General features: G+C 46.5%; 20 protein-coding genes. 8 read left to right on the forward strand and 12 right to left on the reverse strand.

From position 1 onward, the window contains the following. Positions 1 to 542: 542 nt before the first annotated feature. From mdh to AABW11_RS03200, 4 genes are read right to left on the reverse strand one after another with little or no spacing between them, the layout of a single operon-like run. Entirely contained in the window at positions 543 to 1499 is a 957-nt protein-coding gene (gene mdh / locus AABW11_RS03185; RefSeq protein WP_340103323.1) for a malate dehydrogenase, read from the reverse strand. Between the two features lie 39 nt (positions 1500 to 1538). Then, positions 1539 to 2426 carry an NAD(+)/NADH kinase gene (locus tag AABW11_RS03190; protein WP_340103324.1) on the reverse strand — a complete coding sequence of 296 codons (888 nt, stop codon included), beginning with the start codon at positions 2424 to 2426 and terminating at the stop codon, positions 1539 to 1541. Then, positions 2423 to 3904, reverse strand: coding sequence for an ABC transporter substrate-binding protein (locus AABW11_RS03195; protein ID WP_340103325.1), 1482 nt, complete (start codon positions 3902 to 3904; stop codon positions 2423 to 2425). The genes AABW11_RS03190 and AABW11_RS03195 overlap by 4 nt, the downstream gene beginning before the upstream one ends. Positions 3905 to 3907: 3 nt before the next feature. Further along, positions 3908 to 5092: a D-alanine--D-alanine ligase gene (locus tag AABW11_RS03200; protein WP_340103326.1), complete on the reverse strand. Its 1185-nt coding sequence runs from the start codon at positions 5090 to 5092 to the stop codon at positions 3908 to 3910. A 328-nt stretch (positions 5093 to 5420) separates the two neighbouring features. Here AABW11_RS03200 and AABW11_RS03205 point away from each other — a divergent pair, with 328 nt between their 5' ends. Then, positions 5421 to 7835 (forward strand): zinc-dependent metalloprotease, encoded by a 2415-nt coding sequence (locus tag AABW11_RS03205; RefSeq protein ID WP_340103327.1) that lies wholly within the window; start codon positions 5421 to 5423, stop codon positions 7833 to 7835. A 449-nt stretch (positions 7836 to 8284) separates the two neighbouring features. Here AABW11_RS03205 and trxB read toward each other — a convergent pair whose 3' ends face one another. Further along, positions 8285 to 9262 (reverse strand): thioredoxin-disulfide reductase, encoded by a 978-nt coding sequence (gene trxB, locus AABW11_RS03210; protein ID WP_340103328.1) that lies wholly within the window; start codon positions 9260 to 9262, stop codon positions 8285 to 8287. A gap of 206 nt (positions 9263 to 9468) precedes the next feature. On the opposite strand from trxB, the gene AABW11_RS03215 reads away from it, so the two are divergent. The 3 genes from AABW11_RS03215 to AABW11_RS03225 all read left to right on the forward strand — a co-directional run bounded on the left by AABW11_RS03215 (position 9469) and on the right by AABW11_RS03225 (position 12442). Beyond that, entirely contained in the window at positions 9469 to 10602 is a 1134-nt protein-coding gene (locus tag AABW11_RS03215) for a Re/Si-specific NAD(P)(+) transhydrogenase subunit alpha (protein WP_340103329.1), read from the forward strand. 131 nt (positions 10603 to 10733) lie between these two features. Beyond that, positions 10734 to 11021: an NAD(P) transhydrogenase subunit alpha gene (locus tag AABW11_RS03220; RefSeq protein ID WP_340103330.1), complete on the forward strand. Its 288-nt coding sequence runs from the start codon at positions 10734 to 10736 to the stop codon at positions 11019 to 11021. Continuing rightward, entirely contained in the window at positions 11021 to 12442 is a 1422-nt protein-coding gene (locus AABW11_RS03225) for an NAD(P)(+) transhydrogenase (Re/Si-specific) subunit beta (RefSeq protein WP_340103331.1), read from the forward strand. Before AABW11_RS03220 ends, AABW11_RS03225 begins: the two co-directional genes overlap by 1 nt. Before the next feature lie 236 nt (positions 12443 to 12678). Here the strand turns inward: AABW11_RS03225 and AABW11_RS03230 are convergent, their stop codons facing one another. Both AABW11_RS03230 and AABW11_RS03235 read right to left on the reverse strand, forming a co-directional pair. Beyond that, positions 12679 to 13848 (reverse strand): PQQ-dependent sugar dehydrogenase, encoded by a 1170-nt coding sequence (locus tag AABW11_RS03230; RefSeq protein ID WP_340103332.1) that lies wholly within the window; start codon positions 13846 to 13848, stop codon positions 12679 to 12681. 124 nt (positions 13849 to 13972) lie between these two features. Beyond that, entirely contained in the window at positions 13973 to 14836 is an 864-nt protein-coding gene (locus AABW11_RS03235; RefSeq protein ID WP_340103333.1) for an LEA type 2 family protein, read from the reverse strand. 199 nt (positions 14837 to 15035) lie between these two features. On the opposite strand from AABW11_RS03235, the gene AABW11_RS03240 reads away from it, so the two are divergent. Then, on the forward strand, positions 15036 to 16334 hold the full coding sequence (locus AABW11_RS03240; protein ID WP_340103334.1) for a serine hydrolase domain-containing protein: 1299 nt from the start codon (positions 15036 to 15038) through the stop codon (positions 16332 to 16334). A 99-nt stretch (positions 16335 to 16433) separates the two neighbouring features. Beyond that, entirely contained in the window at positions 16434 to 17690 is a 1257-nt protein-coding gene (locus AABW11_RS03245; protein WP_340103335.1) for an MFS transporter, read from the forward strand. 244 nt (positions 17691 to 17934) lie between these two features. Here the strand turns inward: AABW11_RS03245 and AABW11_RS03250 are convergent, their stop codons facing one another. From AABW11_RS03250 to sucB, 5 genes are all read right to left on the reverse strand, one after another. Then, positions 17935 to 18327, reverse strand: a complete 393-nt coding sequence (locus tag AABW11_RS03250) for a type II toxin-antitoxin system VapC family toxin (RefSeq protein WP_340103336.1) — start codon at positions 18325 to 18327, stop codon at positions 17935 to 17937. Further along, on the reverse strand, positions 18318 to 18527 hold the full coding sequence (locus tag AABW11_RS03255) for a hypothetical protein (protein WP_340103337.1): 210 nt from the start codon (positions 18525 to 18527) through the stop codon (positions 18318 to 18320). The genes AABW11_RS03250 and AABW11_RS03255 overlap by 10 nt, the downstream gene beginning before the upstream one ends. Before the next feature lie 368 nt (positions 18528 to 18895). Further along, on the reverse strand, positions 18896 to 19309 hold the full coding sequence (gene panD, locus AABW11_RS03260) for an aspartate 1-decarboxylase (RefSeq protein ID WP_445263734.1): 414 nt from the start codon (positions 19307 to 19309) through the stop codon (positions 18896 to 18898). Between the two features lie 12 nt (positions 19310 to 19321). Next, entirely contained in the window at positions 19322 to 20209 is an 888-nt protein-coding gene (gene panC, locus AABW11_RS03265) for a pantoate--beta-alanine ligase (RefSeq protein WP_340103339.1), read from the reverse strand. 67 nt (positions 20210 to 20276) lie between these two features. Next, positions 20277 to 22103, reverse strand: a complete 1827-nt coding sequence (sucB, locus tag AABW11_RS03270) for a 2-oxoglutarate dehydrogenase, E2 component, dihydrolipoamide succinyltransferase (RefSeq protein ID WP_340103340.1) — start codon at positions 22101 to 22103, stop codon at positions 20277 to 20279. 308 nt (positions 22104 to 22411) lie between these two features. Here sucB and AABW11_RS03275 point away from each other — a divergent pair, with 308 nt between their 5' ends. Next, complete coding sequence (locus AABW11_RS03275) at positions 22412 to 22702, forward strand: thioredoxin family protein (protein WP_340103341.1); 291 nt, start codon at positions 22412 to 22414, stop codon at positions 22700 to 22702. A 28-nt stretch (positions 22703 to 22730) separates the two neighbouring features. Further along, a complete protein-coding gene (locus AABW11_RS03280; protein WP_340103342.1) occupies positions 22731 to 22973 on the forward strand; it encodes a thioredoxin family protein in 243 nt (80 codons plus the stop codon). Positions 22974 to 23005 lie beyond the last annotated feature (32 nt).

The raw sequence follows: 23005 nt of genomic DNA on the forward strand, positions 1-23005 counted from the left end.
TCAGCCGATTCCTTTGGAAACCATGAGTTTTTCCAACCCGGAGTTGTGCAACAGACTCGGCTGGCGGACCTCCAATCGTGGCGGGTTGATGAGGCTGGCACTTTTGCAAAAAGCTTATAAACCTGAGTTCGATTATTAATCTCATTGAATGTGGTCAAAAAGTCCACTCCTTTCTCAAAGAAGGGATTTTCCCGAAGGGATCCGCCAGCTGGCATGAAGGGGTGGTTTTGCCTTGGCCATCCCTGGAATAACAGTATTTTTTGAGTCTAATTTGAGCTCGAAACCTAAAGCTACCACCCCCTGCCCCTCCTTACACAGGAGGGGAGTATTCTTGCCCCGATTTACAATCGAACTCAGGTCATAAATCTATTCATACTTAGCTCAAACTGGTGCGCCACCACCCAACGCTTCGGGGATCCTCCGCATTCGCTTCGGACGTCCGGAGGTTGGATTGGGAGACCAAAAATAAAAAAACCCCGAATCGGAGTCCGATGCGGGGTTAAGTGCAAGTAGTGAAGAACCAGTCTTCATTTGTTTGCGATTTAGTTATTCATCAGCTTCTTGAAGTCGTCCATCGTGGAGCGGACTGCATCAGCTGATTCATCTAAAAGATCGCGTTCTTTTTCGTCTAAATCAACCTCAATGATCTCTTTGATGCCACCGTGTCCCAGTTTAACGGGCAGGCCGATGAAAATATCATCAATTCCGTATTGGCCGTTTGGTTTTACGGCACACGGAAAAATACGGTTTTGGTCGAGCATGATGGCTTCGACCATTTGCGCGGCTGCAGCTCCGGGGGCATACCAGGCTGAGGTTCCCATCAGGCCAACAATCTCGCCACCGCCTTTTTTGGTGCGGGCTACAATATCGTCCAGCTTGCTTTCATCAATCAGCTGTGTGACCGGGATTCCGGCTACTGTAGTGTATCGCGGCAGCGGCACCATTGTATCTCCGTGGCCACCCATCAGCAGCGCCTGGATGTCTTTAGGTGATACATTGAGCTCTTCTGCAAGAAATGCACGGTAGCGTGCCGTGTCAAGGATCCCGGCCATTCCCATAACTTTGGTATCATCCAGGCCTGATGAGGCGTGAGCCACATATGTCATCACGTCAAGTGGGTTCGATACAATAATCATGATGGTATCGGGAGAGTGTTTCACGAGCTCCGTGGCTACCTTATCCACAATTTTTGCATTTATTTCAAGAAGATCATCACGGCTCATTCCCGGCCGGCGCGGCACTCCTGCTGTAATCACACAAACATCTGAATTTGCGGTGTCTTCATAATCAACGGTTCCGTTCAGGCGGGTGTCGAATCCATGAATTGGTGATGACTCCCATTGATCCAGCGCACGGCCTTTTGAAGGATAAAACGTTTTATCGTCCTCTTTCTTCTCGATATCTACCATTACGACTTCTTTTGCGAAATCGCGTTGTGCGACGCTGAGCGCCACGGTAGATCCTACATTTCCGCCAGCTCCTACTACAGTTACTTTCATTTGTTCGTTTTTTTAGGTTGTTGGTTCGATTTAAAAAAATTAGTCATCTGACTGGCCATCTCGTCCCCGCCGGTTGTCGAGTCCCCACATCAGCTTATTTCGTAATGTCTCAAAATACGTCTGGTTTTTGAGCATCACCAACCCAATGCTTAGCCGGCTTTTTTGTATTTCTACTGTCGTGATGGCTTTATCAAACATACGGCCGTCAGATGAAAATAAGATGTGGTCGGGCCGTTCTTCAACTTCTATTACGAGTTTTTTGTCTGACGGCAATACCAGCGGCCGTGTTGTAAGCGTATGCGGGTTGATGGGGGTCACTATCATCACTGGTGTTCCGGGCATCACAATGGGTCCGCCGGCAGACAAATTGTAGGCTGTGGAGCCTGTGGGCGTCGAAATGAGCAGCCCATCGGCCCAAAACCGGTTTAATAGCGTGCCATCGTAGTCGGCCCTGAGGCTTACCATCGATGACGTATCTTTTTTGGTAAACAGGAATTCGTTAAGTGCATTAAACTCATCACCGTCTTTCGTGGCGGCATGAAGCATGGCGCGTTCTTCAATTTCAAACTGTCCCTCAGCCAGGTCGGTTAACGCCTCCGTAATCTGATTGGGCTGCACGTTGGCCATGAATCCCAAACGCCCGGTATTAATACCCAGTACGGGTGCATTCGAGTGTTTAACATATCGCGCGGCGTGAAGCATCGTGCCATCCCCTCCAATCGCGATGATAAAATCTGCTTCTACAACACACTTTTCTTCGGATGTCATCAGCTTTACGGTATCGTTAAAAGAAATACCGGCAACCGAATCGGCAAAAGCAGAGGATAGAAACACTGTGTGTCCGTTCTCATCACACCAGTGAAGAACCTGCTGAAGAGGGTCTTTTATAGAATATTTTTCAGGATTGGCAAGAATGCCGAGTTTCATGGAGTACCCGTTTGTTCTTCATTTACGGTGATGTTTTCAACAAACAATTTCCACGCTATATCTGTATCCGGGATTCCGCTCACGCTCAAATGTGAGAGTCCGTATCCGGAAGTGACCATCTGCAGCCATGCACCTGATTTTAAGGGAGATAATTTGTTGTGGTATGTATCATTCGAAAACGTATAAACTGCGGTTCTTGAGATGGGTGTTCTGATATCAGTCAGAGCAAATTCTGAATCGGGTACCATGTATTTTTGCTGGATGCTGGTTAGTAACATCCGTGCATAGGGGTCAGTTGTATATGTAACATAATATTGCTCGTCGGCGCCTCTGCCAGCTGAATCTGCTGCCTCAATCGGATTGGGGATCGATAGATCTCCCGAGGTAGCTATAGAATCGAGTGTGACGGCCGATAGCCGGTTTTTAAGCCAGGCCATGTTTGCCCGCCGGGTGTCATTAAAATAGACGTGTACGCGTCGCTCGCCATTTTGATGGAGAGTGTACTGGCTGTTATATCCGGGGGAGAGCGAATTATTGCCTTCCAGGGCAACGCGTTTTGTTTCAGGGCCAATTTCTGGAATCCAGTCCAGATCGTTTGCGGCAAATGCCTGAAAGAGCTGGCTTTCCCGGGGAAAGTAAGTGAAATCTATTCTGTTGAGGCGTGGTGATGAGAGGCGTTTCCCGTTTGAACGGGACTCATCACGGATTAAAATGAGTGTATTGTCGTTTCGCTCCTGGAACCGCAATGCACCGGTACCTACCGGGGATGTTTTAAGAGTTTTACCTTGTATTTGAAGTGCTTCGCGCGGATAGATGGCGAGATAGGGAGACGCAAGCTTTTTTGTGAAATTCGGATCTGGTTCAATCAGGCGGAAGCGCACTGTCTGTGAATTGACAACCTGAATTCCGGACACACCTTCGATTGCCCGTCTCTCGGAATCATAGATGTAGCGCTGATCTTCAAAGTAATCCTGGTATCCTTCTACATTCATAAGAAGTTCAGATGCATTATCAGGAACGGTTGCCCGCGCTGTTCTTTCAAACGCCCACTTGATGTCTGCCGCCTGAACACGCCGCCCGATGCCGCTGATAAAAACGTCACTATCGTGGTAAAAAATATCGGTATTGATATTAAATGTATATGAAAGGCTGTCGTCGGAAACAGTGACATTTCTTGCAATGGCCTGTGTGACGCTGCCGCTTTCATCAACAGTGAATAATCCATCGTAAATAAGCGAGAGCACCCGTTTGGAACTAAGATTGTTGATAAAGAGCGGGTCCATGTTATCCACGGGTTCTATTAAACCCACGTTAAGCTGCATGAAGGTCTCGACAGTGTCGGCTTTTGCAGGCCCTCTTTGGGCGATGTTTTGCGGGGAATCATCAACAACCCGAACCTGCTCACCTGAACCACAGGCTGCCAAAAAAGTAAAAGTTGTTATGAGAAACAGGCTGTAGTATCGATTGAGTGTGTTCATCAATTATTTTGAGGTTTTTAGTCCTTTCATTCCTTTAACGGCTTTCTGGCTAAGTAAGTTTGTTTCATAGCTTTGGACCCGCCCATTTTTTTTCTGATGCTGATCAACAGCAATGCTAAGCAGTTCCTCCATCAGATTATTGAAGCTGATGTTGCTCTCTTTCCACAGGTAAAATGAGAATGAGCCCGGGATGGTGTTTATCTCATTAAAATAAAACTGATTCGTCTCGCCATCCACAAGAAAGTCAAGCCGTGCCAGGCCGGATGCCTGTATCGTCGAAAAAACTTTTTTTGCCGTATCCTGAATGCTTTCGGCCAATTCAGGGGCAATATCGGCAGGGATGACCCGGTCGGCGGAAGCCATACCCTTAGCGCCCTCATCCTGCTGATATTTATCGGCAAAGCTTAAAAGCTCTTCCCGGCCCATGGGACGCTCACAAACGCTTACGCGATTCTTTTCAGGTGTTCCGAGAACAGAGCAATTGATTTCAACAAGGGGGGTAATTGCTTGTTCAACCATCAGGTGGGAATCATAGCGAAAAGCTGTTTCAATAGCTGTTTCTGCTTCCTCTGTATTTTTTACAATTTCAACGCCGATGCTGCTGCCGAGAGACACAGGCTTCACTATTGCGGATTCTCCGAGCTCTTTAATCTGTCCTAAAATCTGATCACGCTCGTCCACCCAGCGATTTTCACTAAAACTGATGCCATTCACCACGGGAATGCCCGCCGATTTACAGAGCTGTTTAGCAATGACTTTGTTCATACCGATAGCGGACCCCATCACACCGCTGCCGGTATATGGAATGTTGTAAACTTCGCAGATGCCCTGGAATGATCCGTTTTCGCCGGCTGATCCGTGAAAGGCCGGAAGCACCGCGTAGATCGGGACTTCTTCGGAACGCGAAAAAATGCCTGATACCAAGGTTTTAAGCACAGGGCGTCCGTCGCTAAGCCGGGTGAAGACGCAAGGCGAAGCGGTGGCCGTAAGTTTATTTAAATCCTTGTAGTTTTTTAGATCGCGCAGAATCTCTCCTGTGTACCACTGACCCGATTTTGAAATGTATAGGGGGATCGCCCGGTATGAAGAATCTTCAAGGGCGGCAAGCACCTGCATGGCCGTTAATACTGAAACTTCATGTTCAGGTGACACACCGCCAAATGCGACGATTACGTTCGGTTTGCTCATAAAAAAGTGATCTTAATTAAGACTGAATGATACAAAGTTCACCCGATAATAGATAGCGCCGGAATGGTAGTTCCAAATGTGCGAGTGGGGCATGATGATCAAAAAATGTGACCACAATGCTTAATACCGAAACAGGAAAGTTTTGCAATATTTTAAAGTCTGCAGTTCGTAACTTTTATTTCTTTGAGCAAGTCGTTTGCAACATGCTAAAGGTGTAACATGTTTTACGCAGTTAATACTGAGACAGACCATAAAAGATCCGTCCCAATTGAATTGCAATAATCACTATTGATAATATCACACAATCCATCATTCAGAAATTTATTTTATGAGTCGTTTTCTGCCTTTTCTTTTATTGCCTCTGATCTTTCTAACGTCTTGCAGCCTGTTCCGTACGGCTTCGAGTGATGGCCCGGTCCGATCGTCCGGCCCTTCATCAAACAGTTACAGCAGCGTCATTACCGGCGATGCAGTAACGACTGAGGGCGTGCTGGATGTTCATTATGTTGATGACAAGATTTACTACGAGATTCCTGACTCCCTTATTGGGCGAGATTTTCTGATGGTGAGCCGCGTGGCAAAAGTGCCTGGCAACTTTTTTGGGTTCATCAGCAGCGGAAGCAAGACGGCAGAACAGGTATTTGCTTTCGAAAAAACGAAAGATAAGATCAACATCCGGCAGCGCTCCTATAACAGCGTTGCAGCAGACACACTCCCGATTTATAAATCTGTACAGGCTAATAATTATGAACCCATCATCGCTACGTTTGATATTGAGGCGCGAGGGCCAGATAGTACTACATCTGTCATACAAATCAACGACTTCTTTGAAAACGATGTGCCGGCTATAACAGGGTTAGTCGGTTTTCTGCGGAATATTTACCAGGTACGCCGCCTCGACAGTAACCGAAGTTATATTGATACTGTCCGGACATATCCCCAGAATGTGGAAGCCCGCCACGTAATGACATACGAAGCGATGGAGTCGCCATCAGCCCGGGGAACAAACACTATTTCTGTTCTGATGAACCAGAGCATGATTCTGCTTCCAAAAGAGCCGATGATGCCACGTCACGCCGATTACCGTGTGGGCTATTTTACCGTCAACCAATTAAATTTCAGTTCAGATGCACAAAAAGCGGATACGAGAACGCTTATTCGCCGTTGGAAACTTGAGCCGTCCAATCCCGAAGCGTATGCTCGTGGCGAACTGGTTGAGCCTGTGAAACCTATCATTTATTACCTGGATCCGGCAACGCCTGAAAGATATCGCCAAAATGTGATTAACGGTGTGGAAGACTGGAATGTGGCGTTCGAGGAGGCCGGTTTTAAAAACGCCATCCAGGCCAAGCTTCCCCCTACTGAAGAGGAAGATCCCAATTTTGAGCCGGAAGATATTCGGTACAACATGGTGAGATGGATCGCCAACACCACCCGGAATGCCGTTGGCCCAAGTACAACCGATCCCCGGACCGGTGAAATTATTGCCAGTGATATTATCTGGTATCATAATCACATCCGCTCATACCGTAACCGTTTGATGCTGGAAACGGGCGCTGCTAATTCCGATGCGCGATCGCTTCCAATTGATGAAGAGTACCTTGGAACAGCAATCCGCCAAGTTATAGCTCACGAAATTGGCCACGCAATCGGTTTGCCTCACAATATGAAAGCAAACTCGTCTTACCCGGTTGATTCATTGCGGTCGCCAACATTTACCGAGGAATACGGTGTGTCGGCGTCGGTGATGGACTATGCAAGGCAAAATTACATTGCCCAGCCCGGTGATGGTGTAGAGCGATTCATCAGGAAAATCGGGCCGTACGACAAATATTCCGTGAATTGGGGTTACCGCGTAATCCCTGGTGCAGAGACAGCCGAAGAGGAAATCCCGACGCTCGACCAGTGGATTCTCGAAAAACAAGACGATCCGATGTATCGCTTTGGCACATCCACCGGGTACGACCCGTCAGCGCAGCGAGAGGCACTTTCTGACGATCCTGTTATGGCCTCAACGTACGGCATGATGAATCTGAAGGCGGTTACCCCGAATCTTGTTGAGTGGACAACAGCACCGGGTAAGGATTATGATGACCTTGAGGAGCTTTACGGTGAGCTGATAGGACAGTGGAGCCGGTATGTGGGACATGTAATTACCAATATCGGCGGCGTGTACCTCGAACGCATTACATCTGACCAGGATGGCCGCGTCTTCAGGCCGGTTCCCAAGGAAGTGCAGGAAGAATCGATGCAGTTTATGGTTGATCATGCGTTTACAACCCCTTACTGGCTGCTTGAAGAGAGCATTCTGAGAAATATTGAACACGCCGGCGCTATTGAGCGGATCAAGCGGCTGCAGGGTCGACATCTGTCTGAGGTGATGGAACCTGAGCGAATGAACAGGATTATTGAAGGCGAATCGTTTCGCGGAGACGAGGCGTATACCCTTGCTGAAATGCTTGAGGATGTGCGAATCGGAATCTGGAGTGAACTTGCTGGTAGCGAAACGATTGATCCTTATCGCAGAAATTTGCAACGTACGTATATAGATGCAGTTCGCGGCCTTATGGAAAGCGATGGCTCAGATGTGAATATTAGCGACATCAAACCAATGCTTCGTGATGAGCTGCGAATTCTGGGTGATCAAATAGATGATTCAGTCGGGAGTACACCCGACTGGATGACCCGAATTCATCTGCAGGATATTTCAGAGCGGATTGATAATATTTTAGATCCGTCTTAATAATCCCCGTCTGACGATTGTCTTTTTCGTCTGACGGGCAGGTAGGTTGAGGCTCCTCGGTCAGCCAAACATGGCATGTCTCGGAAGGGATCTGCACTCGGTTGCCTAAGCAAGTTTTATAACTGGATCCAAGCGTTTCAATAGCAATAGACATGCCATGTTTATGAAAAAGCCATTGAACTCGTCAGCCTGTCCCGCAGGAACTCCTATGAAGCAGAAACAGCATACAGATGAGGGCCCCGTCTGACGATTGTCTTTTTCGTCTGACGGGTGAGATAAGGATTCTTGGATATAATTGAGGAACTCTTCTGAACGGAGCTCAAGCCATTGGATATTATTGAAAAACAGAAAAAGAATTAAGTACAGAGTGTGATAAAACTGAGAATACAGCCTGAAATTCAATATTGATGCAGGCTTGGGCTCATCCGCGGGTCAGCGACGCCGCGGTACTATTTCCAGTGCGACTGCGCAATAGCTTCTTCGCTCTCAGCTTCGGCCAGGAATCGTTCGGCGTCAAGGGCGGCGCGGCATCCTGTTCCGGCAGCGGTAACGGCCTGGCGATAAATGGGATCCATTGCATCTCCGCTGGCAAAAATGCCCGGCAGATCGGTTTCGGTAGATTGCCCTTTGGTTTGGATATAACCTACATCATCCATCGTAAGAACGTCTTTGAACAGGTCGGTATTGGGCTTGTGGCCGATTGCAATAAATACGCCGGTAACATCATCAAGGACAGACTCTTCTTCAGTCTCGGTATTCTTTATTTTTACACCTTCAACGACTTTATCTCCAAGAACTTCAACCAGTTCTGAATTCCAGATAAATTCAATCTTTTCGTTATTAAACGCGCGGTTCTGCATCGCTTTGGACGCACGTAGTTCTTCGCGCCGGTGAATGACCGACACTTTGCTGGCGAACTTAGTTAGGAATGTGGCTTCTTCCATGGCGGTATCTCCCCCGCCTACAATCACAACGTGCTCATTTCGGAAAAATGCCCCGTCGCATGTGGCACAGGCGCTCACACCTTTACCGCGCAGTTTTTGCTCACTTTCAATTCCAAGCCATTTTGCAGAGGCTCCTGTGGCAATGATTATAGAATTTGCAAACACAGTGGTTTCCTCATCAACAGTGAGTTTATATGGCAGTTCGCCAAACTCTATATTATTTACAAATCCATAGCGGCAATCGGCACCAAAGCGTTTAGCCTGCTCCCTGAAATCGTCCATCATTTTTGGCCCCATTACACCTTCGGGATAGCCTGGAAAATTATCTACATCAGTTGTTTGCATGAGCTGTCCGCCGGGCTCAGGTCCTTCAAAAACAAGTGGCTTCAGGTCAGCCCGTGCTGCGTAAAGTGCTGCAGTGAAACCTGCAGGGCCGCTGCCGATGACAATAACGTCAAATGTCTTTCCTTCAATATCTTTCATGCGTGTATAGTTTGTTTATTTATTTTGGCTAAAGGTAACAAATTTTATGGCTCTATTTAGTCAATCTTGTCTATCGGTTATATAGCTTTTGGATAACATTTTTCTTATTTCTTTTGATGGAACCGTTTCCATGGGAAAGTTTATATTGCAAACATCCTAAAAATCTATAAGTTTATGGAAATTCTTATGTTGGAGGAAATAATTACATGATTGGGGTTTGTAAAGAAACGGGTAAAAATGAAAGCCGGGTAGCTCTTACACCGGAAGGGGTAAAAAAATTAAAAGATACCGGTCAGGATATTATCATTGAATCCGGGGCAGGTACAGCATCCAGTTATTCTGATGATGATTATACTGATGCAGGTGCTGAAATTGTTAACGATCGTACAAAGGTATTAACCGATTGCGACATTTTGTTAGCTGTTCAGGCTCCCGCCGCTGAGGATCTCGGTAAAATGAAAGAGGGCAGTGTGCTCATCAGCTTTATATGGCCGCTTCAGAACGAAGATTATGTGGAGGTCCTGAAGAAGAATAAGATTTCAGGACTGGCTATGGATACCGTGCCAAGGATCAGCCGGGCACAGTCTATGGATGCGCTATCGTCTATGAGCAACATCGCAGGTTATAAAGCCGCATTGCTTGGCGCCAATACGCTCGACAAGTATCTCCCGATGATGATGACTGCCGCAGGGACAATTCCTCCGGCCAAAGTGTTAGTGCTCGGTGCCGGCGTAGCAGGTCTCCAGGCAATCGCAACAGCCAAGCGCCTTGGGGCCGTTGTCGAAGCGTTTGATATTCGTCCGGCCGTAAAAGAACAGGTGGAAAGTCTGGGTGCGAAATTTGTGGAAGCTGAATCCGAAGATGACGCGGATGAATCATCAGAAACAAAAAGCGGCTACGCCAAAGAACAAACCGAAAGCGATAGGGAGAAACAGCAGAAGCTGGTTCACGAACATGTCGCGAAATCCGATATCGTTATTACAACAGCACTCGTTCCCGGCCGCCCGGCGCCTAAGCTCATTCCAAAAGAGATGGTGGACGATATGCAGGCCGGCTCTGTGATTGTTGATATAGCCGCAGAACAGGGCGGAAACTGTGAGCTTACAAAGCCCGGCGAAACAGTAAATCATAAAGGCGTACTCATTTTGGGGCCGCTTAATATGCCGTCGATGCTGGCGTATCACGCGAGTAAACTCTATTCGAAAAACCTGCTGTCGCTTCTTGATCTGTTGCTGGAAGACGGAAAACCCAATTTTAATTTTGATGATGAGATCATTGTCAACACTACCGTAACGCATGAAGGAGAGCTCATCTCTCCATTTGTGAAGGAGAACATGTAGCGGAAAAAACCAACCATGTACTCTGATGCCCGGCAATGATTTCGCTTATATTTTTTTGATACGATGTCTGCCACGTCGCCGGCCGGTCATACCCGGTCACTCATATAACCCAAGACTCACGATAAACATCTATGGAAGATCTGATATTTAACCTTTTCATATTCGTGCTCGCCTCATTCGTGGGGTTTGAGCTGATAACGAAAGTGCCTCCAACACTTCATACACCCCTGATGTCGGGTGCAAATGCCATTTCCGGTATCACCCTTATTGGTGCATTGATTATCACAGGCGGTTCCGACTCGCCGTATGCACAGTGGATCGGATTCGCAGCTATTGTGTTTGCCACCATAAATGTGGTGGGCGGATTTATGGTGACCGACCGTATGCTGGAGATGTTCAAGAAAAAGGAGGATAACTGATGAGTCAATTTTTACCGGAAGCAATTCAATCTGCACTCCCAAATATTATCCAGCTTTTCTACTTGCTGGCGACAGGTTTTTTTATCGTAGGAATTAAACGCCTTGGGTCACCGGCAACGGCCCGCTCAGGAAACCAGATGGCGTCTTTTGGGATGCTGATTGGAGTAGCCGTGACGCTTTTCGACCAGGAAATTATCAGTTTTGAGCTTATCATTGCAGGTGTTGTTATCGGCGCTCTTATTGGTATTGTTGCGGCCAAAAAAGTGCAAATGACCGCCATGCCCGAAATGGTTGCTATTTTCAACGGGTTTGGTGGCGGAGCGTCAGCGCTGGTAGCCTGGGGTGAGTTTGCCCGGGTTGACCCGACACTCATTGCAGTAGACGGCTTGATAACCACCGGGCTGAGTATTCTTATCGGGTCCATCACGTTTACCGGTAGCTTTATCGCCTTTGGCAAACTCAAAGGGTTTATTGACGGCGGACGCATTGCACTGCCGGGACAGAATATAATAAACCTGGTGCTGACGGCTGTAGCACTCGGCCTGGTCGGCTGGTTTACGATTGACCCTGCTTACCAGGTGGTGTTTTGGTCGCTGTTCGGGCTTGCGCTGCTGATTGGCGTGCTCACGGTTCTGCCCATTGGCGGGGCTGATATGCCTGTTGTAATTTCATTGTTGAATTCATATTCGGGAATTGCAGCATCTATGGCCGGATTTGTATTAGGTAACAATTTGCTAATCATCAGTGGTGCGCTTGTGGGAGCCGCTGGCTTGATCCTCACCAACGTGATGTGCAAAGCCATGAATCGGTCATTGGTCAATGTACTGTTTGGCGCATTTGGAGGCGGTGACGAGGGCGGGCCCGGCGATACAGGTGACAGTGATAAATCGGTTCAAAAGACATTTGCTGATGATGTTGCCATTCAATGTTCTTACGCCAATAAAGTGATTATTGTACCTGGCTACGGACTTGCCGTAGCGCAGGCTCAGCACGTATTGAAAGAAGTAGCCAATTTGCTTGAAGAAAAAGGTGTCGAGGTTGCGTATGGCATTCACCCGGTTGCGGGACGAATGCCGGGGCACATGAACGTGCTGCTGGCTGAAGCTGACGTTCCGTATGACCAGCTGTATGATATGGATGAAATCAACCCGCAGTTTAAAAATACAGATGTAGTTCTGGTAATTGGAGCAAATGATGTGGTAAATCCCGCTGCTAAAACCTCACCCGGAAGCCCGATTTACGGCATGCCAATTCTAAATGTTGATGAAGCCAAGCGCACAATAATTTTTAAGCGGAGCCTCAGCCCGGGATATGCCGGCATCGACAACGAACTCTTTTACAGTGATAAAAACCAGATGTTCTTTGGGGATGCGAAAAAATCTTTGCAGGAGTTATCTAAGGCGGTTAAAGAACTGGATTAAAAGGAGGGCATTTAGCTAACGATAAATGTTGAATAAAACCTGTCAGATTTTTGAGATTTCAACTTACTTAAAGTAACTAATACTTCAAACCTGACAGATTTAGGATGACATGATAACGGTCTTCCAGACAATAATTAGATATAATTTCTTCAAATAAGGTATAGTATAGCCATAAAAAACCCGGACAGCAATGATCCGACCGGGTTCAATAGATTTAAAAAATATCTATCAGTTTATTATTCCACAGGCACGATTCTGCTAAGAGTCCCTTCCGACTCATTGGTAAAGTAGATGTAACCATCAGGCCCCATCTCAACTTCCCTGATTCTGCCTATTCCATCAAGGAATCGCTCTTCATGAACGTATTCGCCATCTTCAATCACAACACGAGAGATCAGTTGAAATTTAAGAGCTCCATTCATAATGTCGCCTGTCCAGTTCGGGTAGCGGTTGCCTGTGACAAAGGCCATACCCGAAGGGGCGATTGACGGTGTCCAGTGCATCACGGGCTGTTCCATACCTGCTTTTGCCGTGTCAGGCGTGATTTCTGTACCGTCATAATTAACGCCGTGTGTAATTTCCGGCCAGCCGTAGTTATTACCCATTTGTGGGTTGTTAAGCTCGTCACCACCTCGTGCGCCGTGTTCGTTGGTCCAGATTTCACCTGTTTCCGGGTGAACGGCCATCCCCTGGATATTCCGATGTCCATACGAATAAATTTCATCAAGTCCGTTTTCGCCCACAAAGGGGTTGTCATCAGGTATACTCCCGTCAGGATTGAACCGGAACACGTTGCCGTTTGAAAGCGACAAATCCTGGGCCTTATTTCTTTCACCCCGGTCACCGATTGTAAAATAGAGGTAGCCATCACCGCCAAAGGCAATTCTGCCTCCGAAGTGGCGGCCAATGCTCGTGAATTCATTCCCGGTATAAATCTCTTCCCTGTCGACAAGCTCGTAACCATCAAGCCGCATACGCTCTAGTGATGTGACGGTTCCGCCATCAGGTCCCGGCTTGGCAAAGCTCAGGTAAATCCATCCGTTATCCTCATAATCAGGATGAAGGGCGAGATCAAACATTCCTCCCTGGCCTTCGGCAACTACTTCAGGTGTTCCCGAGAGCGGCTGATCCCTCAACATTCCATCTTCAACAATGCGAACGGTGCCATCTCTTTCAGTGATCAGAACAGATCCGTTGGGCAAAAACGCAACTCCCCATGGCACGCCAAGTCCCTCCACAACATTTTCCACGAATACGGAGTGTTCTTCGGTTTGAATAATCTCAGTGGGTTCACCCGGTTCAGCAAAATATTGAACATACAGTGAGTCGCTATTTGTCTGACATGAACTAGCCACCACACCAAAAAAAAGTGTGATAAGTAAGAGTAGTTGATTCCTTAATATCATATGAAGCTTTATATTTTAAATTTAAAAGATTTAGAATTGATTAAATGATGTAATTCATAATATGTTAACAAAGGTAAACTACGGCTAAACAGTAAAATATGCCTAAATCTTGAATTGCCGGGTGTTAAAAGTCATCAATATTAAATATGCCTTCGAGATCGAAGGGAACGCTCTGTTCTTCTGTAAATCCTTCGAGGTCAGCTGAAACGCGAGCCTGACCTGTCAGTCTATACTCAAACTCTTTTCGTCCACCCATCATTTCAACGAGTGCAGATCCCATTTGAGATGCACTGAGCTGCACCGGGATCGTAATCTCTCTCGTGTCAGAACCGTCTACCCGGATTGATTCGCCGAGCCGTGTGTCCAGCCACTCTTTTCCGTTTACCTGGAGAGCATAATCGGCTCCGGCAAGGGTAATGCCAAACGCATTTGGATTGCTTACACGGAATGATAATTCAATTTCTGCTCCTGAAAATGAGAGGCGTTTCATTTCAAAATCTCCAAACTGAATACGGGGTATTTTTGGGATAGGAAGTACACCTTCGGCCTGCACCGGTACGGTTCGGGAGCCGATCACAGGAAGTGAAAATGAAACGGCGGTATCCATCCGGTATGAGACGGAGTCCTGACGCAGGACTGATCGAAATGATTCATACAGGTTTGAAAACGTCATAGATACCGGCACCTGGACCGTGGAGGTGGATTCCCTGCCAATTTCAAGTCGTTCTTCCTGCGTTCCTGAAATAAACGACTGGCCATTGATGAAAAATTCGTAGTTGTATCTGTTGGCAGAAACGTCGAGCCGATTCGGGTTCGTCACATCAAAATCGAACAGGAGTGTGACTCCGTCGAAGTTTATCGTTTGGATAGACATGTTAGAAAATCGGACGGTCGGTTCCTGGATGTCTGCAGCATCGCGCAATGCAGCACAAGAGGATAGTATAGTCAGCATCAACATCAGAAAAGCCGGAAGTAAGTGCTTTTTCATTGGTATTATTCTTTGGGGTTCAAATCTCTGCAATATATTAATTTGATAGCAGGATGTTTGTACCCATAACAAAGAAATTGTTCCGATGCTATTCTCCACGGTTTCCTGTGAAATCGACACAGTGAATGAAAATTCTGCTTTTATGATTCATTTCCACTATACTTTCCGGACCAACCTAAACGATAAATCCTGCCACTTTATGAAACGCTTCTTAAGTACGCTTCTATTATTGATTGTGATATATGGATGCAGCACAACCAGCGATCAGCCATCGCATTTGTCGTTTGATACAGCTGACCCAGCTGAAGCCGGAGTCTATGCCGATTCTCTACAGGCCGTTACAGAATTTTTACAAGCTGCCGTTGATTCAAACAAAATTCCAGGCGCTGTGGCGATGATCGTGAAAGACGGAGCCATCGTGTATAACCAAGCGGTTGGCATGGCAGATATTGAGGAAGGTGAAGATATGGAAACGGATCACATTTTTAGGCTGGCATCCATGACAAAACCGGTAACGTCGGTTGCTGTTCTGATGCTTGCCGAATGGGATTCGCTAAGCGTTAATGATCCGGTAGCGGACTACATTCCAGAATTTTCTGATATTCGTGTGCTTGGCAGCGTAGACATGGCCGATACTACGTGGTCATCTGAGCCGGTTGATACACCGGTCACCATTCATCACTTGCTCACGCATACATCAGGCATTGCGTATGGATTTATCGATGAACAGCTGGGCGCAATTTATACCAAAGGCAATGTGCCTGACGGAACGGTTATGGACGGCCGAACAATTGCAGAAACGATGCCGGCACTGGCAGATTTGCCGCTTAAACATGAGCCGGGTATAAACTGGACATATGGCTTGAGTACGGATGTGCTCGGCCGCGTTGTGGAGATAGCATCAGGCAAGCCTCTTGATCAATTTTTCCTCGATGAAATTTTTGAACCGCTGGGAATGGACAGTACTGGATTCAATATCCCGGCAGAGATGCAGGATGAGATTGTGGCGCTCTACAGAAATCCGGACGAAAACACTCTTTCAAGGGTTTCCCGGCTTTCTATTGAAGGATCGGATTCATTGGACATGGATAGCGAACAGCTTCCCGAGATTACTTATTTTTCAGGAGGCTCAGGCCTGATGGGGACGGTGCAAGATTACCAGGTTTTTCTGCAGACCATCCTGAATGGCGGTGCCTTTGGTGGTACAAGAATTTTCAGTGATGAGACGGCACAATGGCTGATGGAAAGTCAAATTGATGACATTCGCCTTGGCCGGGATGGGTTCAGCTACGGTTTTTGTGTCACACTTCCGGATGGCGAGCTGATTAATATGCGGCAGCCGGGCAGGCTTCAATGGGGCGGACTCTTTCAAACCCACTTCTGGATTGATCCCGCAAGGAACAGCTCGGTTGTTTTGATGACACAGGTATTTCCGTCGGAACATCAGGAAGAACTATACAATGGCTTCGAACAAAGGGTAAACAGTGCATACAAGTAATTTCTGGAAAAAGAGACTTCGTCAAAACACAAATTGAGTTCATGAAATGTTCATTGAAAGCACCTATCTTAGTCAGTCTTTCAATCCCCGACCAAATTCATGAATAAACCGGCTCTTGCGACTGTATTTTTAGTGGTGATGATAGACCTGCTCGGGTTTGGGATCGTGTTGCCGCTGCTTCCGTTTTACGCGCAGGAATTTGCCGCCTCCGCTGTAACGATCGGGCTGCTCTACAGCGTCTATTCGTTTATGCAGCTCATCTTTTCGCCAATCTGGGGAAGTTTGTCCGATAGGATTGGCCGCCGCCCGATCATGCTGTTGAGCACATTTGGTGCTGTTCTGGCGTACATTATCTTTGGCCTTGCGGAAACATTGGGCGTCCTGTTCTTCTCCCGTATCATTGCCGGCGTAATGGGTGGCAACATCTCAACTGCACAAGCCTATATCGCCGATGTGACCGACAAGGAGAATCGTGCAAAAGGGATGGGTTTGATCGGAGCCGCATTCGGGATTGGCTTTGTAGTAGGCCCGGCATCTGCTACGCTGCTGATTCACTCCTCATTTCACGATTTTGTGGGGAGTATCGGGTTGATTGAGTTTGCCGACTGGATGCGAACAAATAAATTTGCCTTGCCGGGATTCTTCGCCGCTTTCCTGAGTTTTTGCAGCTTTTTGATGGTGCTCCTGAAGCTTCCCGAAACCGTGGATACATCAAAGGAGAAGCCTGCAGGAATGAGTCGCCCAAGTGTGTTTACGCCCCGCTTTTGGCGACAGCTATCAAAGCAAAAAAGTACGACCTCCCGCGGCTTTTTGATTCCGCTGATTATCGGATTCTTCCTGCTGTCGTTTGGTGAGTCGAGCCTCTACAGCGCCTTTCCGCTGTTTGCAGAACAGGAGCTGAATCTCACAGCAGAGCAGGTTGGTATTCAGTTTTTTTACATCGGGATTGTGGCCGTCATCATCCAGGGGTTTCTCATCAAACCGCTGACTAACCGTTTTGCCGAGGAGAAGATTTTTCTTGTTGGCAACGTTTTGATGATACTCGGTTTGGCATCAATTCCCCTTGCTGCCGATACATTTCAGCTTGCGATGGCGCTTTGTTTAATGGCGGTTGGTAAAAGCCTCAACACGCCAACTATCACCAGCCTGATTTCCCAGGAAGCCGAAGAGGAACATGTGGGCGCCGTGATGGGAACAGCCCAGGGAATGTCGGGTCTCGGCCGAATGATCGGCCCAACCTGGGGCGGCGCGCTCTTTGCCGTCTATTTTGGAATCCCGTTTGTTGCAACAGCGGCGATTGTGGGGGGCACACTTTGGATTGGGTGGAGTTTGGTTAGGACATCACCCACGGCCTGATTTTCTTGCAATGTAAAAAAGCATCTGCCAAACGGAAAATTGCGTTTCAATAAGCAACCTGCAGGACCGCGAACAGAGTGAGTATTTGGCAGAGTTGCGGATACGTCAACCTAAGATTCTGCTCCGATATGGCAGAGTTGTCGTAAGAACCCATTTAAAATTTCGCTTAAGCATACCCAAGTAGAATGAAGGGATATAACCTATAGCGGATGATAGTCAAAGATGGCTTTTCTTTAATGAAGATTTACTGTTTATGCGGATTGATCAAATTAAGCTGGTTAATATTCTTAAAATCACTGACATTCCTCGTTAGAAGAGTAAGATCATATAAAATAGCTGTTGCGGCAATGATTGCATCTGGTAGCTTGATTTTTGAAGCTTTCCGAACCTTTGCAGTCTCTAACTTGATGTTTTTTTCAAGTTCAAATACGAGAGAGTCATCTATAAAGTTTTGGATTACGACCATATCATTTTCTTTAGGCGCGTTCCAGCAGAGTAATTCAATTTCGGTAATGGCTGAGATAGCCGGTTCAGACTGATCCAAAATTTTATCAATAAATTTCTCAGATGATGGAGGAAACTGTTGCTGAAGATAGTAAATAACGGTATGGGTATCCCATAGATATTTTACTCCCATTCGTTACGTAATTCTTTTAATTGTTGATCAATCTCATTCAAAGGCTGTTTAGTCATAGCTCCTTTGTATTTACTCCAATCCCTTGAAGTCACGTTACGCTCTTTCTTGTCCTCACGCAATCGAATCAGTTTCAGTTTTTCCAAATCCCGCAACAGATTCATGGCCTTATCATTGATAATATCAATTTTTATTGAACGCATAATTATTACCAGCTTTTTGAAGAATGTGGATGCAATATGATTAAAAATGTGAAATATTGATTTACTATCCAATGTGTAAGAAAACAATTACAGAAATAGATGTTTTCACACGTATACTTGATCAAATATAAAAACCCTTTTATGGGGTGGATAATTGTCCGGGAGTTGCTTTTTTGCCCACCCTTAAAGTGAGAAGTTCAAAAATAAATTCAGGTTCTACTAAAAACATGCTTTACAGATAATCATATGCAAAAGTTAAAAATTCCTGAGATGGAATTTAAAATATGTCCAGAATCTGCAACTATAAACTTACTTGCCAAAGGAGAAGATTTTTCTCAATCAATCAAATAGTTCACACCAAAGAAATCTCAGTTCTCTTCGACCAGGCCATTTTCCAGCCCATATTTCTGTCCGTGCGTCACATTGTCCAGAATATCTTTCGGGTTGTTCTCTTCGTCTACCACAACAACGGTAGGCTGATGCTCTCTTGCTTCTTCGGGCTCCATTTCGGCATAGGCCATCACAATTACACGATCGTCAACCTGTGTCAGGCGGGCGGCGGCACCATTCATACAGCAGATCCGGCTACCTCTCTCACCGGGAATGGTATAGGTTTCAAGGCGGGATCCATTCGTGATGTTTACGACCTGCACTTTTTCATAGGGCAAGATATTGGCCATTTCAAGCAGATCTTCATCAATCGTGATGCTTCCCTCGTACATCAGGTTGGCTTCGGTGACCCGCATCTGGTGCAGCTTTGATTTAAACATCGTCAGTTTCATAATCAGTGTCGCTTATAATTCAATCAAGATATTGTCGATCAGCCGGGTTTTGCCGAGATAAGCCGCGCCGGCGAGGATGTAACGCTCATCCTTTGATAACGTTGTTACCGGACTGAGCGTTTTTTCCGTAAACACGTTAAGATAATCAATTTCGAACCCTTTTGCTTCAAGCTCATCTTTCTGATGTTCAATGAGAAGCTTAGGCTCATTCACACCAGATATAATTTGTTGCTCAATGTATTGCAGCGATCTAAACAAGCCGGGCGCTACTGTTCGCTGATCACGCGTTAAATAAGTGTTCCGGCTGCTCAGAGCAAGTCCGTCGTTGGCTCTTTGGATGGGTGCAGCTACAATTTCAACACCGTGATTAAACTCCTTCACCATCTGCCGAATGATCTGTATCTGCTGTATATCCTTTTGGCCAAAAACGGCAACATCGGGCTCAATCAAGTTAAAGAGCTTATTGACGATTAAAAGAATCCCTTCAAAAAAACCGGGCCTGCTGGCCCCGCACATATAGTCGTTCAGGGTGTCAATTTTGATGGAGAGGTAAGTCGAGTCATCGTACATCTCATCGCGGTCGGGGGCAAAGACAATATCTACGCCGGCTTTTTTGCATGCATCGACATCCTCTTGAAGTTGTCTCGGATAGCTGTCAAAATCCTCATTTGGTCCAAACTGTGCCGGATTCACAAAAATGGACACTATAACCGCATCGGTTTTTTGTTTGGCAATATCAATCAGTGAAAAATGTCCTTCGTGGAGGGCGCCCATTGTTGGAACAAAACCAATGGTTTGATTGCCGGCCCGAATGTTGCGGATAGCTTTTTTCAGCTCATCAACCGACGTACAGACGGTAAGAGTATCGGCAGGATCCGGAAAAACTGTGTCTTTACTCATAGTGTGGAGAAAAAAGAAGCGGGACCGATTTTCTCAATCCCGCCTTTTAAAAATTTAGTGAATCTGATCAGATAGCGCGATCAGGGTCGAAATCTTCGAGGAGCTCTTTCACGCGGGTGGTAAAAGCTCCGCCGTGGGCACCATCGATAATTCTGTGATCATAGCTCATCGACAGGAACATCATATGCCGGATGGCAATCACATCACCTTCGGATGTTTCGCGAACCACAGGTCGTTTTTCGATCACGCCTGTTCCCAAGATAGCAACTTGAGGTTGGTTGATGATTGGGGTTCCCATCAGGTTGCCTACACTGCCGTAGTTTGTCAGCGTGATAGTGCCACCCACAAGATCGTCGGGGCTCAGCTCCTTATTACGTGCTTTTGCGGCTAGGTCGCTTACTGATTTTGCAATGCCTGCAAGGTTTTTATCCTGGGCCTGTTTGATAACGGGAACAATCAAGCCGCCCTGGCCGCCTTCACCGAGAGCAACGGCAAGGCCAAAGTTGATATCTTTTTTCAGAATAATCTCATCACCGTCAACAGAGCTGTTGATCAGCGGGAATTCGCCGATTGCCTTAATAAACGCCTCAATAAAGATTGGCGTGAAGGTTAGCTTGATGCCGGTCTGATCCTGAAATTTTGCTTTATTCTTATTTCTCCATTTTACGATGTTGGTCACATCCACTTCGCTGAATGTGGTAACATGGGCTGAAGTCTGTTTGGACCGAACCATATGCTCCGCAATCATTTTGCGCATACGGTCCATTTTAATTCGTTCTACATTTTCTTGAGGTCGTGAGACGTTCAGTTCACCGGCAGAAATTTTGCCGCTTTCAGACCCCTGACGAGCCTGTGGCTGGGATGTCGGTTTCTGAAGGCCACCGGTGCTTTTCTCTTCGGCTGGTTTTTCAACCTTTCCTGCTTTGCGGTCTTCCAAATAGTTCATAACATCCTCTTTTGAAACGCGTCCTTCCTTACCGCTGCCTTCAATAGATTCAAGCTCTTCTTGTGAAATACCTTCCTCTTTGGCGATGGATCGCACAAGCGGAGAGAAGAATCGTCCATCGCTTCCAATACGCTGTGGCTCGGAGCCTTTGCCTTCTGATGGTGGCTGCTTTTCTTCTGAAGATGATTCTGTGGATTTAGCTTCGGCCTTTTCAGATTTTTCTTTGCTTCCTCCGTCACTTTTCGACGCCCCGCCACCGCCAGATGCTGCTTTGCCCGTTGCGATAATTGCGATGGGCTGACCCACTTCAACTGTATCACCCGCTTCAACGAGAATTTCTGCGAGTGTACCGGCTTCGGGCGACGGTACTTCCGTGTCTACTTTATCGGTGGCAATTTCAAGCAGCGGTTCATCTACCTCTACAGAATCACCCACGCTTTTAATCCATTCGATCACTTCGCCTTCCATCACGGATTCACCCATCTGAGGCATCACAACTTCAATACGCTCACCGCCTTCCTCACCTTTATCCTTATCTGTAGAAGCCGCGCCGTTTGATGTGGCCGATGCTTCTGAGGGCTCAGGTTTTTCCTCAGGCTGATCGTCGGTTTCTTCGGCAGATTCCTGCTCTTCAGATTCTGTCTCTTCTTCTACTTCTTCTTTTGATTCTTCATCACCGCTTTCAGATGATGACTCGGGCTCTCCGCCTTCAGTATCAATAATAGCAATAGGTTGACCCACTTCTACGGTTTCATCGGCTTCAACCAAGATTTCCACAAGTGTGCCGGCCTCAGGCGAAGGGACTTCGGTATCCACCTTATCAGTGGCAATTTCAAGGAGGGTTTCATCCACCTCAACGGTATCTCCTACACTCTTTAACCATTCAATAACCGTTCCTTCCATTACCGATTCGCCCATTTGGGGCATTACCACTTCGACCTTTGCCATGGTATATTTTTTACTTTAGCGTGTTATCAGAAACGTGATGTTTCTATATAGTTTTATATCGCTGAAAGATCAGAATAATCGGCTTTAGATCAAAATAATGCATGACCTCCATTTCAGGCTCCTGTAATCACTAATTGACGGTTCAGCAAAAAGAATGATATAATATGGAAGCGCTTCTTAATTATAAACGGATCTCGGTAATTTTGGTTGGCAAACTTCAGCATTTTGCAGGTCATTAGCTGGTAATATAAAGGGCATGATATAAGCCTGATTAAATTTTATAGTTACGAAAGAAAAGAGTGATACAAATGAAACAATCATTTAGCGCCTGGATGAGTAAGTTTGCAGTAAATAAAGCACCCGATATGAGAACATTGAAGATCTTATCCCTTATCTGCATTGCAGTATCAATCTCTGGTATAACAATGGGTTTTGCATTTCATGCCAATACCCCCGCTACTTTATCCTGGTTAACGATGGAGGAGGCTCAGCAAAAATCAATGGAAGACGGCAAGCCTCTCTTCGTGTTTGTTGAAGCAGAATGGTGCGGCATCTGCAAGAGGATGCTTCAAAATGTAATCGAATCAGCGAATCCGTGATAAACTCAGCGCTGACTATCATCCCGTTATGATCGACCTGGATTCAAAAAAACCTATCCTCTTCAATGGGAATGAAATGACAGAACGAGATTTTGCCAGGGAAATGAATGTTTCGGGTACCCCAACTACAATTTTCTTTGATTCATCAGGGAAAGAGCTGGGAAGGCAGGTCGGATTTATCGGTATTGAAGAGCTTCAGCGGTTGCTGGCATATGTCAACTCCGATCGATTCCATGAAGTGCCGTTTGAGGAGTTTGAAGGCGGCAGATAATAAAGTCCGGGGCCAATCGTGATTTAATCAAT

The sequence above is a fragment of the Rhodohalobacter sp. 8-1 genome (assembly GCF_038150125.1).
GTDB lineage: Bacteria > Bacteroidota > Rhodothermia > Balneolales > Balneolaceae > SW132.